At 65.5% G+C, this 14,579-nt stretch carries 12 protein-coding genes; 8 read left to right on the top strand and 4 right to left on the bottom strand.

Translation table 11 applies throughout. The features are described 5' to 3' along the window. Positions 1-3 precede the first annotated feature (3 nt). From BEP01S_RS05775 to BEP01S_RS05765, 3 genes are all read right to left on the bottom strand, one after another. Complete coding sequence (locus tag BEP01S_RS05775; RefSeq protein WP_062241354.1) at positions 4-960, bottom strand: DUF3027 domain-containing protein; 957 nt, start codon at positions 958-960, stop codon at positions 4-6. Beyond that, positions 960-1,340, bottom strand: coding sequence for a cold-shock protein (locus BEP01S_RS05770; RefSeq protein ID WP_039208526.1), 381 nt, complete (start codon positions 1,338-1,340; stop codon positions 960-962). Before BEP01S_RS05770 ends, BEP01S_RS05775 begins: the two co-directional genes overlap by 1 nt. A gap of 331 nt (positions 1,341-1,671) precedes the next feature. Continuing rightward, positions 1,672-1,902 carry a hypothetical protein gene (locus BEP01S_RS05765; protein ID WP_039208523.1) on the bottom strand — a complete coding sequence of 77 codons (231 nt, stop codon included), beginning with the start codon at positions 1,900-1,902 and terminating at the stop codon, positions 1,672-1,674. Between the two features lie 73 nt (positions 1,903-1,975). On the opposite strand from BEP01S_RS05765, the gene BEP01S_RS05760 reads away from it, so the two are divergent. Both BEP01S_RS05760 and BEP01S_RS05755 read left to right on the top strand, forming a co-directional pair. Beyond that, positions 1,976-4,105 (top strand): helicase-associated domain-containing protein, encoded by a 2,130-nt coding sequence (locus tag BEP01S_RS05760; protein ID WP_083532578.1) that lies wholly within the window; start codon positions 1,976-1,978, stop codon positions 4,103-4,105. Positions 4,106-4,240: 135 nt separating this feature from the next. Next, complete coding sequence (locus BEP01S_RS05755; protein WP_062241349.1) at positions 4,241-5,875, top strand: DNA repair helicase XPB; 1,635 nt, start codon at positions 4,241-4,243, stop codon at positions 5,873-5,875. A 71-nt stretch (positions 5,876-5,946) separates the two neighbouring features. Here the strand turns inward: BEP01S_RS05755 and BEP01S_RS05750 are convergent, their stop codons facing one another. Continuing rightward, positions 5,947-6,909, bottom strand: coding sequence for an EamA family transporter (locus tag BEP01S_RS05750; RefSeq protein WP_039208514.1), 963 nt, complete (start codon positions 6,907-6,909; stop codon positions 5,947-5,949). A gap of 227 nt (positions 6,910-7,136) precedes the next feature. Here BEP01S_RS05750 and BEP01S_RS05745 point away from each other — a divergent pair, with 227 nt between their 5' ends. The 6 genes from BEP01S_RS05745 (at position 7,137) to BEP01S_RS05720 (ending at position 14,415) form a co-directional block, all read left to right on the top strand. Further along, on the top strand, positions 7,137-7,736 hold the full coding sequence (locus BEP01S_RS05745) for a CGNR zinc finger domain-containing protein (RefSeq protein WP_062241346.1): 600 nt from the start codon (positions 7,137-7,139) through the stop codon (positions 7,734-7,736). Between the two features lie 15 nt (positions 7,737-7,751). Further along, the gene (locus BEP01S_RS05740; protein ID WP_062241344.1) at positions 7,752-8,528 is read left to right on the top strand and encodes a hypothetical protein; all 777 of its coding nucleotides are present in this window, start codon (positions 7,752-7,754) and stop codon (positions 8,526-8,528) included. Between the two features lie 285 nt (positions 8,529-8,813). After that, positions 8,814-9,572, top strand: a complete 759-nt coding sequence (locus BEP01S_RS05735) for a response regulator transcription factor (RefSeq protein WP_062241342.1) — start codon at positions 8,814-8,816, stop codon at positions 9,570-9,572. Positions 9,573-9,602: 30 nt separating this feature from the next. Continuing rightward, entirely contained in the window at positions 9,603-11,663 is a 2,061-nt protein-coding gene (locus BEP01S_RS05730; RefSeq protein ID WP_062241341.1) for a HAMP domain-containing sensor histidine kinase, read from the top strand. Beyond that, positions 11,660-13,882 (top strand): trypsin-like peptidase domain-containing protein, encoded by a 2,223-nt coding sequence (locus BEP01S_RS16775; protein ID WP_157070527.1) that lies wholly within the window; start codon positions 11,660-11,662, stop codon positions 13,880-13,882. The genes BEP01S_RS05730 and BEP01S_RS16775 overlap by 4 nt, the downstream gene beginning before the upstream one ends. Before the next feature lie 245 nt (positions 13,883-14,127). After that, positions 14,128-14,415, top strand: a complete 288-nt coding sequence (locus tag BEP01S_RS05720) for a WXG100 family type VII secretion target (protein WP_039208504.1) — start codon at positions 14,128-14,130, stop codon at positions 14,413-14,415. Positions 14,416-14,579: the final 164 nt, after the last annotated feature.

Raw genomic sequence — 14,579 nt, 5'->3', positions numbered from 1 at the left:
GTGTCAGCCCTCCTGGAACTCGAGTTCGCCGGAGTAGTCGTCGACGACGGCTTCTGCGGGCTCATGGTCGGGCTTGCGCACGTCCGTCTCCGAGTGCGCTCCGCAGCCGGATTGGAGTCCGACGACGCGGCCGTCGAATGGTGACCATTCGTTGGCGCAGACACCGAACTTCTGTCGCAGCGATCCGGCGATCGGCATGAGGTAGCCGCAGCTGCCGCAGTTCGCCGACGCCCGGGAGGCGAATTCGCCATCGGGACCGGCGTCCGAATCGGCCCAGCGGCTGGCCGCGGCCGAGAGCCCGTCGGAGGAGAGCACGCGTTCACGTCCGAGACCGAACTCGAAGTTCGCGATCTGGTCGACGTTGTCCGCCGCATTGTCCTCGGTCTGCTGGAAACCCGGCTGCAGGTTCGGGTCCTGGTCGAGCTTCGGCAGTGTGTCACGCGGACCCATATCGCCGGGCTCGAGTCGTTCCTCCCACGGCACCCATTCGGGGGCGACGAGGGCGTCGGGCCCGGGCAGCAGTGCGGTTTCGCAGACCGTGACCTTCTTCGCGCGCGGGGCGCGGGCGAGCACAGCCACCCACCGCCAACCGCGGTAGGTCGGGTCGGTGCACACGAAGTAGTGGGTGACCAGGCGGGTCGCTTCGGCCACCGTTCCCAGGTGTTCGCCGACGACGGAAGTGCCGGCCACCTCGGTGATGGCGGAGCGGGCGATGTCGATCGCCGCGGCCAGCTGGGTGTCAAGGACGACTTTCTCCGTGCCCGACCGGCCACGGCCGGTCTTCGATTCCTTCGCCGAGGCGGTCGTGCCGGAATCCCCAGCGACCGCACTTCCAGCGGCGGTCGTCTCACCCGCGGCGGGCGCGTCTACGCCTGCGGTCGCCTCGGTGGTCTGCTCGGCGTCGTTCTCGGCGGGCGCGGCGGTCTGCCGGGCCAGCCAATCACTGAACAGTGATGACATCAGGACTCCAAATCGTCGGCAATCGCCCGCAGCAGGCTGGCGACCTTGTTCCCATGGGTGGGGTCCGGATAACGGCCGTGCTGCAGTCCGTTGTTGAGGTCATCCAATACTTTGATGACATCTTCAACCATAACTGCCATGTCCACGGCCGGACGTCGGCGGGCCTTGGCAACTTTGCCCGGAGTGTTCACGGGGCGGGCCTTGAGCACCTGTGCTCCGCGGCGGGAATCGACGACATCGTATTCGAGTCGGGTGCCCTTGGTGACTTCGAGTCCCTCAGGCAGCACGGAGGAATGGAGGAAGGCCTGCGAGCCGTCCTCGGCGATGACGAAGCCGAAGCCCTTGTCGGCATCGAACCATTTCACGCGTCCGGTGGGCATGATGTCCTTTCTGTCTGGTCGTACCCGCGGTGGCGGGCTCAACGTGTGGTGCCCGCTGAGGCGGGCGGTGTGTCGGTCAGACTGTGCTGACGTGGATGGCGAGGGCTGCCGTGATCGTGCAGGATGTGATCTCTGGATCTCGCTCAACAGCGAGGACCGTACACACCGTGCTGGTGGGAGCCTTGTCGGTGGCGGGAGATCACGGGCACGTGCGCACTGAGGTGGTCGGTCGCCTCGGCGAGGTGGGGATCCGCCCCGCCTGGATCACACTGTGCGGGCGTGGCTCATGCCCGTCCCCGCACCGGCGGGATGAGCGGCATGAGTGATGGTTTCAGCGGTGGCCCACCCCGGTCTGTCTGCGACGCATGGCGGCTCTGATCATGGCCACGCAGGCCAGGATGATGGCGATGGGCACGAGGATCATGGGCAGGTAGGTCAGCAGCGAACTGGGCGTTTGTCCCATCCACGCTTGGCCGAGGACGCCGATGAGGCCGAGCGCCCCGATGGCTGCGGCGGCAACCGCGGCGACGACGATGGTCGTGTCGACTCGAGTGGCTGACAATGCGCGTCCTTCCGTCCGATCTGTGATCCTGTTCTGCCCCTCCATTGTACCCCTCGCGATAGACTGATCTGCGATGTCAATGACCTTCAGCCAGTGGCTGTCCCACAGTGCAGATGCCGACTTCGAGTCCTTCGTCCGGACCCGACGCGACCTCCTCCAACCCGAGTCCCCGACGATGGCGGCCCTGGCCGCGGCCGCGTCCTCACGCATCGGGGTCTCCCGCGGCATCGAAGCCCTCGATGCGCAGACGCTCGAGGTCTTCATCTCCTTGGCCAAGGCGGCCCGGACGAAACCCGAAATCGAGATCACGGGCAATCCGCATCTCGACCCCACCCTCACCGAGGTGGCCCTCCCCCGACTGCGCGACCTCGGCCTGGCATGGCCGGCCGATGAGGACGCGGGTGCTGGTGGGTCTGGCAGGTCTGGTGGGACTGCGGCTGCGGGCGTCTGGAAGATCCAGTCGGAGGCCATCACCCTATTGCCGACCTCGGCGGCCGAATCCTCCCGGGCCTACCCGTGGCAGATCGCTGGGTCCGCAATCGATTCGTCCACGGCCACGATCGGCCAGCCGCTCATCCACAACAGCGAACAGGCCGCAGTGGCCGAGGTCATCTCGTCTCTGCGCGGACTCGTCGATGAGCTCGCCGCCTCCCCGATCTCCCGGCTGACCAGCGGCGGCATCTCGAAACGGGATGTCTCCCGGCTCGCTCGCACTCTCGAACTCAACCTCGAGCAGACGATCACCCTGCTGCAGGCGGCGAAGTCCCTGCACCTCATCGGGGTCCTCGACGATGCGCTCGATCCGCAGTGGACGGCCGCCGACGATGCCGATTCCGTTCTCGCCGGTGATCGTGCCGAACTGTGGGCGGCGTTGGTCGGGGCATGGCTGCGCGAACTGCTCGATGTCACTCAGCTGGCGGCCGGGGCGAGTGAGAACGAACGCCTCACCGTGCTCACAACCCCGAAGAAGTCCCTGTTCAAGGGGTACGGACTGTCGGTGCCGGCGATGCCGCTGCTGCGCTTCGCCGTACTCTCGGTGCTCCACGACATCGGTCTGGGTTCGGCACGGTCGGCAGGGTGGATCCATGCCGAGGTTCTGCGACGCCACCCGCTGCTGCCAGCACACGAGTTTGCGATGACCGAGGCCGTTCTCCACACGTGCGTCACCTTCGGGCTGGCGACGACGCCGCTGCAGCAGCCGGATCATTTCGGGCCGAGCCGGTTCGGCCTCCGCCTGGCCGCGGGACTGGATCGGGCGATGGCCGAGCATGCCGAGCAGGACCCCTCGATCCTGCCGCTGGGCGTGTCCGTCGAGGCTCTGACCGTACCCGGGGATGTCATCGCCGCGGTCACCGAGGGCCTCGGTGCCGAGGTCGACACCGTGCTCATCCAGTCCGATCTCACCGCCGTGGCCACGGGCCCGATCGAACCGCGGGTCCACCATATTCTGCGCAAGTACGCCGTCGTCGAGGCTCGCGGTCAGGGCACCGTCTATCGCATCGACGCCGAGACCATCGAAGACACGATGCAAGCCGGCCTCACTCCGGAGGAGGCCTTGGCCGAACTCGCCGAGATCAGTGCCGAAGAGCTGCCGTCGACCTTGGAGTTCCTCGTGCAGAACACGGCGTCGAAGCTGCGGCGGGTGCGCGTGGCCGGAGCTCGGGCGGTGCTCATCGTCGACGATCCAGTCGACCTCGATGTCATCCTCTCCGATCAGGCCATGATGCCGGCCGGTCTCGAACGTCTGGCCCCGACGGTGGCGATCTCTCAACTCGGCCCGGAGCGGACGATGCATCTGCTCGAGGCCGGGGATCATCATGCTCTGCTGCATTCGGCGGCCGGACCGGTGCGCAAGCGTCGGGTGATCACGGAATCGGAACCCGAGGTCAGCGTCAGGCGACGTCCGCGGGTCAGTGACGGCCACCTCGGCGAGTACATGCGGATCCTGCGTTCGGCGCCGGCTGCGGCGGCCGCGCAGACGAGCACGGACGAGCCCTTGGGACATATGGACCGGCTGCGGGAGGCCGCGGAGGCGAAGCAGCGCGTGCTCATCCGGATCGCGGATTCGCAGGGCAAGGAGCGGACGATCGAGATGCTGCCGGCCACCCTCAACGCCGGCCGAGTCCGCGGAGTGGTGACGACCACCGGAGCCGAGGCCTCCCTGTCCGTCGCCCGCATCGTCTCCGTCACCCCCTCCCCCTAATTGCTACCTGACGGCGTCCCAGCAACCTGGCGCCACGTATCTGGGCCCCCGTCAGGTAGCTCGGAGCGGGAACAATCGGGGTGATGGACGTGTTGTGTCCTCTGGTGTCATCACACTTCGGAAGGGAAGTATTGAATGAATGGTCCGTTGATCGTGCAGTCCGATCGGACTGTGCTGCTGGAATCGGGACATCCCCTCGCCGTCGAGGCGGCCGTGGCGATCGCCCCGTTCGCACAGCTGTCGCGGACCCCGGAGTACATCCACACCTATGAGATCACTCCGCTGGGACTGTGGAACGCACGCGCCAGCGGTCATGATGCCGAATCCGTCGTCGACGTGCTCCTCGAATTCGCGAAGTACCCGGTCCCGCACGAACTCCTCGTCGACATCGTCGACATCATGGACCGTTTCGGTGTGCTCACGCTCATCGACCATCCGATCCACGGGCTGACCCTGACCGCAACGGAGACGGGACTGCTCGACGAGCTCGTCGGCCAGCCCGATCTCGTCGGAAAGTTCGGCAAACGCATCGATGCCGAATCCGTCCTGGTCCACCCGTCCGAGCGCGGCGAACTCAAGCACGCGTTGCTCCAGTTGGGCCACCCGGTCTCCGATCATGCTGGCTATGTCGATGGCGAGGCCCACGAGATCGCGCTGTCCGATGATGCCCACGGCGGTCAGTGGCACCTGCGCGACTACCAGAAGCAGGCCATCGACCAGTCGCTGTCCGGAGAATCCGGGGTCGTCGTTCTGCCGTGTGGTGCCGGGAAGACGATCGTCGGTGTCGCCACGATGTCGCGTGTGCAGACGACGACGCTCATTCTCGTCACGAACTCGGTCTCGGCCAAGCAGTGGAAGGACGAGATCCTGCGCCGCACCACCCTGACCGAAGACGAAGTCGGCGAATATTCGGGGTCCACGAAGGAGATCCGCCCGATCACCATCGCCACCTACCAGGTGCTCACCACCCGGCGGAAGGGCTCGTACCTCCACCTCGAACTCCTCGATGCCAAGGACTGGGGCCTGGTCATCTATGACGAGGTGCACCTCCTGCCCGCGCCGATCTTCCGGCTGACGGCCAGCCTCCAGGCTCGTCGTCGCCTCGGACTGACCGCGACGCTGGTGCGTGAGGACGGACGCGAGGACGAGGTTTTCTCCCTCATCGGACCCAAGCAGTACGAAGTGCCGTGGAAGGAACTCGAACGACTCGGGTATATCGCCTCGGCGGCCTGCCAGGAAGTCCGCGTCCGCCTCGACGGCGGAACTAGAACCGCGTATGCCCGCGCCGACGGTGAGGACCGGTACCGGTTGGCGGCGACGTCGGATGCGAAGCTGCCGATCGTGTCCGAGCTCGTCGCCGATCATCCGGATGCGCAGATCCTCGTCATCGGTCAGTATCTCGATCAGCTCGAGGAGATCGGAGCCGAACTCGGTGCGCCCGTGCTCACCGGACAGACTCCAGAATCGGTGCGCCAGGAGCTCTTCCGCGAGTTCCGGTCCGGCGAGATCCCAGTGCTCGTCGTCTCGAAGGTCGCGAACTTCTCTGTGGACCTGCCGGCCGCCTCGGTGGCGATCCAGGTCTCCGGAGCATTCGGATCCCGGCAGGAGGAGGCCCAGCGCCTCGGACGGATTCTGCGCCCGAAGGAAGATCAGGGTTCGGCCACGTTCTACACGGTGGTCGCCGCCGACACCGTCGATGAGCATTTCGCCGCTCAGCGCCGCCGCTTCCTCACCGAACAGGGCTACAGCTACAGCATCGAAGTCCGCTGACACCCCTTATTACTACCTGACGGCGGCCCAGCAACCTCGCGCCAGGTATCTGAGCCCCCGTCAGGTAGTAGTTAGGTAGTGATGAGGGAGGGTTCGGAGGTGGCGACGACCTCGCGGCGGGCGACTCGGCGGGCCAGGCGGGACTCGCCCCACTTGATGAACCCGACTCCGCCGAGGATGAAGACTCCGCCGAAGAGCTGGATCGGGGCGGGCATTTCGAAGAGGACCAGCCAGGCGACGATGACGGAGAACGGAACCTCGACGAGGTTGACGAACGATCCGACGGTCGCCCCGACATAGCGCAGGCCCAGGATCCCGGTGATGTACGCGCCGACGGTGAAGACGACGATCATCGCCATCGGCACGACCCACGACATCGACACTCCGCCGAAGTCGACGTCGGCCGTCACCGCGTTCCACGGCATGACGCCGGCGAGCACGATGACCGACATCGCCAGCGCCCCGATGCCCATGCCCAGACCGGTCAGCGCGACCGGCGGGATCGTGATCGTGTCCTTCGCCGAGACGAGGAAATAGCTGGCCAGGCAGACAGCGGCGGCCATCGCCATGACCACGCCGAAGATGCTGATCGAGGATCCGCGCAGGTTGAGCACGAGCAGGAGCCCGAACATCGAGACGACGACTCCGATGAAGGTCACGGTCGCCGGCCGGGTCCGCGTCCGCGCCCAGATCCAGAAGACGATGAGCATCGGCGCAGTCATCTCCAGCAGCAGCGCCACGGCCACGGTGAGGTGTTCGACGGCGACGAAATAGAATCCCTGGACGCCGGCCATCGACACCAGGCCGTAGGTGACGACGGTGCGCCAGTGCGTGAGCACTTCGCCCCACCGTCCGCGCAGTGCGATGAGGGTGGGGATGAGCAGCAGGACCGCAGAGCCGGCCAAGCGGATGAGCACGACCGCGCCCGGCGTCCACCCGATCGCGTACATCGTCTTCGCGATCGGCCCCGACACCGCGAAGAAGAACGCGGAGGCAAGAGTGAGCAGGAACCCTGCGATGACGGTGCGATTCATTCCTGACCTCCTGATGTGGTGAAACGTTGAGTGGCGTACGAGGACAGACGCCCCCGAGGTGGTGGTGCAGTGTTGAGTTGACAGTGCGAAGTTGAGCGGATGATGCGGTGCCGGATCATCCCCTCGCCGAGGCGGCCCGACGGTTGCCGGTTTCAGTATCGGTCCTGAAATTGAAATGGGTCAAGTGCATTTTGGTCCTTACGTCCTGTGGCAGAATGATATTCACCATGGCTTTCATCTACGACATTCGCGCGAACCTCACGATGCTCGTCGACCTCCTCAACACCTCCGGCGACGTCACCGACGGCGGCGACGAACTGACGACAACCGCGAAACTCCGCGAATTCGCGGCCCGGCACGACTTCTCCGGACCTTTGACCGCCACCAGAAGCGACGTCGACGAGACCCTGGAACTGCGCCGCAGATTCGCCGCAGCACTGGATGCGAGCATCGACGCCGAGACCGATGACGAGGTCGAAGCGGGGACGATCGCGGTCGTCGATGAGATCAATCTCACACTGAGCGACTCGGGGTCAGTGCCGCAGTTGGTCAAACACGATCACTGGGACTGGCACCTGCACGCGACCGGCGCTCAAGCCAGCCTGGCCGACCGAGTGGCCGCCGATGTCGCTCTGGTCCTCATCGACCTCATCCGCTCCGGGGACCTCGACCGGCTCGGCCGCTGTGCCGCCGAGGACTGCCGCGCCTACCTCGCCGACTTCAGCCGCAATCGCTCGAAGCGCTTCTGCGATACCGGCAGCTGCGCCACCCGCACACACGTCGCGGCCTTCCGCGCCCGCCACTCCGACACCGGCTCCCACAACTAACCCGAGGAGCCACCCATGTCACTTCAGCCCTTGCGCATCACCGCCGGACGCAAGCTCGCCGCCAGCCTTGCAGGCATCATCACCATGTCGGTCACAATGACGTCGGGCTTCGCCACCTCAGCGATGGCCTTCCTCCCCATCGGTCCCGCAGATCCGCTCGGTCAGAAGCTCCTCTTCGGCACCCTCGCAGTACTCGTGGCCGCCATCTCCATCGCCGTCAGCTTTCTGCTCGTACGCGTCGCGCTCGGCCGCATCCGCACCGGAGGCAGCCTGTCCCGATTCTTCCGATACCAGCTGGCTGCGCTCGGAGCCGGTGCCGGGCTCGGCCTCGGCTTCGTTCCAGCCATGGCCGAGGCCGCTCCGGTCTGGTGGGTGGTTTCGATTACCGCTGGCCTCGGACTCATCGCCGTCTCCCTGCTCGCCTTCCGCAAGGCTCGCTATCCGATTCTCAGCAGGCCCCCGTTTCCGCACATCGGCTTGGCCGAAGGCCGCGTCATCGACGACTGGTCAAATAGCCAATCGAGGAGTCCGAGCCTGACCGTTGTTCATTTCGTCGACGACAAGGGGCGCGGACGGTGGGTCCGTCACCTCGTTCAGCAGAGCCCGTCGCTGCGGGGAACCGTCGGCCAGGTGGTCTATGACCGTCGTCGTCCCGAAAAGGTCCGACGCTTCGCTGTTACCCAACAGCTCTTCGATATCCGCCCGCCCTGCGAGATCCAGGAGAATTCGGCACCTCAACCACGCACCATCTACCCGATGCCTCCCGACTCTCGCCCGCAGCGTCCACGCTGAGCTGAACCCACCACCTGAGCAGAACTCACCAACACCCACCACCGCCTCGGCGAACGCGAAGACAGTCGAGCCGCCCTCGCATAGCTGGACCCGCCTCGGCGAGCATTTCTGAACGCGAACTGGTCGCAGCCACATTTTTCACTGAAATCGGCCCTTCGTTCCTGAGAACGAATGCCCGACGCGGGACTCAAAAGGACTTTCCTGAGAGTTTTTCAGTGATGCGCATCACATTTGCATTCAGGTAACCTCCAGGCCACTCCCAGGAATGGGTCTCAGACTGGATTCATGACTACAGCACAGAACGACACCGACATCGAAGCCACCCTGCTCGTTGTCGATGATGAGCCCAATATCCGCGAACTCCTGTCCACCAGCCTCCGCTTCGCCGGCTTCGACGTCGTCTCCGCCGCCAACGGCGCCGAGGCGCTCCGCCTGGCCGAGCAGACCGATGTCGACCTCCTCGTCCTCGACGTCATGCTCCCAGACATGGACGGCTTCACCGTCACCCGCCGTCTGCGCCAGATCGGCATGAACGCCCCCGTCGTGTTCCTCACCGCCCGTGACGACACCTCGGACAAGATCACCGGACTGACCGTCGGCGGCGACGACTACGTGACGAAGCCCTTCAGCCTCGAAGAGGTCGTCGCCCGCATCCGCGCCGTCCTCCGCCGCACCCGCAACCTCGAGGACGAAGAGAACGCCGTCATCGTGGCGGGCGACCTCGAACTCGACGACGACACCCACGAGGTCCGCCGCTCCGGCATCCTCATCGACCTCTCCCCCACCGAGTTCAAGCTGCTGCGCTACCTCATGCTCAACACCAACCGTGTCCTGTCGAAGTCGCAGATCCTCGACCACGTGTGGGAGTACGACTTCGGCGGCGACACCGGAATCGTCGAGTCCTATATCTCCTACCTGCGCCGCAAGATCGACGTCGCCCCGGAAACGGATGCCGCCGGCCACCCCGTCGAGATGGAGTGGACGCCGATGATCCAGACCAAGCGCGGGGTCGGCTACATGCTGCGCACACCGGAATCCAAGTAGTCGTCCATGCAAGGACGATAGATTACATACGTGGCAATAGAATCCCGTCCCTCCCGTCCCGGCTTCTGGGAAGAATGGTCCCTGACCACCAAGCTGCTGGCCATCATGATGCTACTCATGCTGCTCGTCCTTACGGGGACGAGCGCTTGGGTGTTGGAGAACCTGCGCGACAGCCTCGTCCAGCGCACCGATGAACGACTCATCAGCGCCTCGGAGACCTTGGCGAAGCAGGCCTACCAAGATGTGTTCCAACCAGCCGAGCTCCAGTCCGGGGACGATGACGCCGAGGAGGCGCCGTCGTCGACGACGATCGATTCGAATTCCTGGGATCAGCTCAAGAGTCTCCTGCCGGGAGGCTTCTATGTGCAGTTCTACGACACGAACGGGGACCCGATCCGCGATCCCGTCGCCCCGGAGCCGCAGAACCATCCGATCCTGCCGAAGATCGATGAGAAGGAAGTCTATTCCCGCGGCGGCGAGCCCTTCACCGTCGCTGGAACGAGTTCGCAGTGGCGGGCGCGGGCGATGAAGGTGCAGAACACCGACGTGCTCGTGTCCATCGCAGTGCCGTTCGACCGTGAGGTCGACAACATCAACGAGCGGGCGCGGAACACGATGATCGGCATCGGCCTGCTGGCCCTGGCGATGGTCGCCGGAGTCGGCTATTGGGCGATCAACAACACGTTCCGGCCGCTGCGCGATATCGAGAAGACCGCTTCCCGCATCGCCGCCGGTGACCTGTCCCAACGTGTGCCCAGCTATCCGCGTAATACCGAGCTCGGGCGTCTGTCGGCGGCGCTGAATACGATGCTCGGACGCATCGAGGACTCCTTCGACGGGCAGACCCGGTCGGAGAAGCGCATCCGCCAGTTCGTCTCCGACGCCTCCCACGAGCTGCGCACTCCCCTGGTCACGATCCGCGGTTACGCGGAGCTGTACCGACAGGGCGCGATCACGAAGTCCGAGGACGTTGCCAATGCGATGGAGCGGATGGAGTCCGAGGCCAAACGCATGGGCGTCCTCGTCGACGATCTCGTCGTCCTCGCCCGACTCGACGAGCAGCGCGCCGCCGAAATCGGTCCGATCGACCTGCACAAGGTCGTCCGAGACGCCGCTGCCGATGCCGCGGCACAGGCGCCGGACCGCGATATCAGCTTCATCGGACTCGACGGTGAGGACGCCCAGCCGGTGCCGATGATCCGCGGATCCGAGTCGAAGATCCGCCAGGTCATCGTCAACCTCGCCGGCAACGCCGTGCGCCACACCCCCGAACACACAGCGATCGAATTCGCCGTCGGCGTCGTCGGTCTGCCCGAATCGGTCGACCCCGACTCCGCAGACACCGGCGAGATCCGTGAAGGCGGCGCCCGCGGTCAGAACGGTCGCAACAGCAAGAGCGGCACGAAGGACAAACCGCGTGAGCGCGGGTTCGTCACCGGCGGGGTCCGCATATTCCGCCGAGGCGACTCCGCCGGAAACGACCAAGCCGACACCCAGCCGAACCCTCGGTCCAGCGCTCAACCTGACACCCAGCCCGAACGTCAGGTGGAGCCCCAGGATTCCACCCCGAACAACGAGCAGGAAAGCGGGCAGCACAACGGGCAACTGAGGACTCCGTCGGGAGCTCAGTCAGGATTGCAGTCCGGTGCTCAGTCTGAGGCAGCGGCCGATTCGCAGGCCTCGTCGCAGTCCGATCCAGCGACCGCGCCCGAGTCCGGCTCTGAGTCCAAGACCCCGGAGCCGGCGAACATCGTCCCCGATGTCACGGCGGCCGGTTCGATCACGGTTGATGAATCCCTGCGCGGGTTCCCCAACGGTCGGGTCCGCTTCGAGGTCAGGGACCACGGCGAAGGCATCGACCCCGAGGTAGTTCCACGCATCTTCGAACGGTTCTACCGCCTCGACGTGTCGCGGACCAGGGACACCGGCGGATCGGGCCTCGGACTGTCGATCGTCAAGGCGATCGTGGAGAACCACCACGGTGCGATCTCCGTCCACGAAACTCCGGGAGGCGGTGCGACGTTCCGCATCGACCTGCCCATCTCCGACAACGGCGAAACCACTGCGGACACACGAAAGGATGAGCGATGAACGAGAACAACGACTCCCAGAATCCGGATGAGGTGTCCCGCAGGTCCCGATCGGACGACCAGACTCCGCACCCAACGGCGAATCAGGAGGGAGCTTCCCCTGCGGAAGGACGTCGCGGCCCCTCCGCCGGAGGCTACCGCGGATCCGGCGCCGAGGTTCCGCGCACCTTCCCCTCTCAGCCCAACGGCCCGGCCCGAGTCAGTCCACCGGTCGCACCGCCCGAGCGACGCCCCGACGTTTCGCCGACTCACGCGCAGAACCCTGTGGACGGTTCCCCTCACCGAGGCGGCTCCCCGTCCCAGCAGCCCTCCCCCTACCAGCCGGGTGGGCAGCGGGCCGGGCAAACCGGCAGCCAAGCTGGTGGGCAGGTCGGCGGACGACAGGACGGACAGCCAGGTCAGCAGGGTCAGCACGGTCAGCAGGGTCAGCAGGGCGGCCAGTCAGCACGCCCCCAACAGGCATCGCCGTATCAGCCGAATGGACAGCAGTCCTCTCCATACCAGCCGGGCAGCCATCATCAAGGTGGTCAGCAGCCGAGAAGCCAACAACAGGGCGGCCAGTCAGGCTATCCAGGACACCAAAGCGGCCAGAGCAACTTCGGCAACCAGCCGCAGCCGGGTCAGCAGAACGCCCAACCGAATCAGCCACAGCACCAATCCCCGTATGGTCAGCCCCCGCAGAGCGGTTCGCAGTCGTACCCGGGTCAGAACGGGCAGAACAGTTCAGGCTCGTCTGCCACTGGAGCCGGAGCAGCGGCAGGCGCAGGAGCCGCGGCGGCCGGTGCTGGTGCCTACTACGCCGGATCGCACTCTCAGCAGACAGGTTCCGCCGGCTATCCAGCAGGTCCCGGCAACCCGAACGCCCCCGGGTACCCGAACTCTCCGAACCAACAGAATGGACCCGGCCAACCAAGCGGTCCGGGCCAACCAGGCGGACCGGGTCAGCAGAACGCCCCCGGCCAGCAAACCGGTTCCAACGCCTATGCGGCGGCACCCGGTACCGGACCCTATTCCTCTGAATTCTCTGCCGTCGGATCTCAGCCCGGACCGGGCGGACCCGGTGGACCGATCGGGCCGGACGGGTTTGGTCCGTACGGAACTCAGCAGCCGCCTCGGCGAGAGAAGAAAGGACCCGGTTGGGGCGCGACGATCGCGATCGGACTGGTGGCCGCCCTCCTCGGTGGGGCTCTCGCGTTCGGCGGAAACTATGCGCTTTCGGCGTTGCAGAATGAGGAACCGCGCAAGGTTGCCGAGGAGACGATCGAGACTCCCGACTGGACGCAGGTCGCAGAGAAGAGCTCGGACAGTGTGATGTCGATCCAGGTCGGCACCCGCGGTCAGGTCCAAGGGCTCGGCTCGGGGGCGCTGTATGACGATCAGGGCCACGTCATCACGAACAACCACGTCGTCGCTCCGGCGGACACCCCCGACGGCGAGATCGCCGTGACCATGAAGAACGGTGAGACGACGGAGGCGAAGATCGTCGGCCGCGACCCCTCGACCGATATCGCCGTCATCAAACTCGATCAGGTGCCCGACGGTGTGAAGCCGCTGGTCATCGGCGATTCGAAGAAGCTGACCGTGGGCGATCCGGTGATGGCACTGGGCAATCCGCTCGGCCTGGCCAACACCGTGACCACCGGCATCGTCTCCGCGCTCGACCGCCCGGTGTCGACGGAGAACATCGGCGAGGATGCGTCCTCGCAGGAGAAGGAGATGACGATCACGAACGCCATCCAGACGGATGCGGCGATCAACCCCGGCAACTCGGGTGGACCGCTGGTCAACGGTGATGGCGAGTTCATCGGCGTGAACTCGGCGGCGGCTTCGCTGAGTCAGAGCGAGGGCGGACAGTCCGGATCGATCGGCATCGGCTTCGCGATCCCCGCGAACCAGGCCGTGATGATCGCCGACCAGCTCATCTCCTCCGGCAAGGCCCAGCATCCGTTCCTCGGCATCACGCTCACCGACGGGCACATCAACAGCGGCGGGATCAGCCGCGGCAGTGCCAAGGTGCAGTCGGTTGCTGGCGGATCCCCCGCTGCCAAGGCCGGAATCAAAGACGGAGACGACATCATCGAGGTGGCCGGGACCAAGGTCAACAACGCCATCGCCCTGCGCGCCCTCGTCCGGGCTCAGCCGGTGAACACTCCGGTCGAGGTCACCGTGGTCCGCGGCGGGAAGGAACAGAAGCTCGACGTCACGCTCGTGCTGCAGTAGCTCCGCGACTCACGCGTCAGAGCACTCAAGCGACTGAGCGCTCGCGCATCAGTGCACTCAAACATCAGTGCACTCAAGCGTCAGAACTTGGGGACGCCGCTGCGACTCGGCCGCCTGGAGGGTGTGGACGGCTAAACGCTGTCCACACCCTCTTTCCGTGCTCTTCCGCTCTTCTCCCTAAGACGTCGACACTGATGTCGTCTCGCCCGACCGTGGCGGAACATCTCTGACCAAGAGGAGTGATGATGAGTTTCGAAGTCGACGCCGAACGCGTCCAATCTGCCGCCAACGCCGCCGCAAACACCTCCCGCAACCTCGTGTCCGAATCCGACACGATGATGCGCAATCTGCTCGCTCTCCAGGAATGCTGGCGAGGCAGTGCGGCCCAGAACTTCCAAGCCGTGGTCAACCAGTGGGAGCGTGCGCAGAAGCAGCTGATGGAATCGCTCAACTCCGTCCACGGTGCGCTCCACACAGCTGCCCGGCAGTACTCCGAAGTCGAGGCTGCGAACTCGCGTCTCTTCGCCCCCTGACCTGTCAGGACTCCACCGCCGGGATCTGTTCGATCTCGTAGTCGGCGTCTGGCAAACTATCAGCCTTTCTCAGTAGACTTGAGAGCGATAGTTCGCGGCGGTGTTGGCCAAGAATCTCCGGACCGGAGTGGATCGGGTTGGCAGCGTCGGGTCAAACCAATGCA

Origin of the sequence: Brevibacterium epidermidis NBRC 14811, assembly GCF_001570805.1 — a bacterium.
In the GTDB taxonomy this organism is placed as follows: domain Bacteria; phylum Actinomycetota; class Actinomycetes; order Actinomycetales; family Brevibacteriaceae; genus Brevibacterium; species Brevibacterium epidermidis.
The sequence above is the reverse complement of the archived record's forward strand: the minus strand, read 5'-3'. Positions and strand labels throughout refer to the sequence as shown.

Coding starts and splice junctions, on each gene's coding strand:
- BEP01S_RS05745 (WP_062241346.1), top strand. CDS start 7,137: ATGGCTTTCATCTACGACATTCGCGCGAACCTCACGATGCTCGTCGAC.
- BEP01S_RS05735 (WP_062241342.1), top strand. CDS start 8,814: ATGACTACAGCACAGAACGACACCGACATCGAAGCCACCCTGCTCGTT.
- BEP01S_RS05770 (WP_039208526.1), bottom strand. CDS start 1,340: ATGCCCACCGGACGCGTGAAATGGTTCGATGCCGACAAGGGCTTCGGC.
- BEP01S_RS05750 (WP_039208514.1), bottom strand. CDS start 6,909: ATGAATCGCACCGTCATCGCAGGGTTCCTGCTCACTCTTGCCTCCGCG.
- BEP01S_RS05760 (WP_083532578.1), top strand. CDS start 1,976: ATGTCAATGACCTTCAGCCAGTGGCTGTCCCACAGTGCAGATGCCGAC.
- BEP01S_RS05720 (WP_039208504.1), top strand. CDS start 14,128: ATGAGTTTCGAAGTCGACGCCGAACGCGTCCAATCTGCCGCCAACGCC.
- BEP01S_RS16775 (WP_157070527.1), top strand. CDS start 11,660: ATGAACGAGAACAACGACTCCCAGAATCCGGATGAGGTGTCCCGCAGG.
- BEP01S_RS05740 (WP_062241344.1), top strand. CDS start 7,752: ATGTCACTTCAGCCCTTGCGCATCACCGCCGGACGCAAGCTCGCCGCC.
- BEP01S_RS05775 (WP_062241354.1), bottom strand. CDS start 960: ATGTCATCACTGTTCAGTGATTGGCTGGCCCGGCAGACCGCCGCGCCC.
- BEP01S_RS05755 (WP_062241349.1), top strand. CDS start 4,241: ATGAATGGTCCGTTGATCGTGCAGTCCGATCGGACTGTGCTGCTGGAA.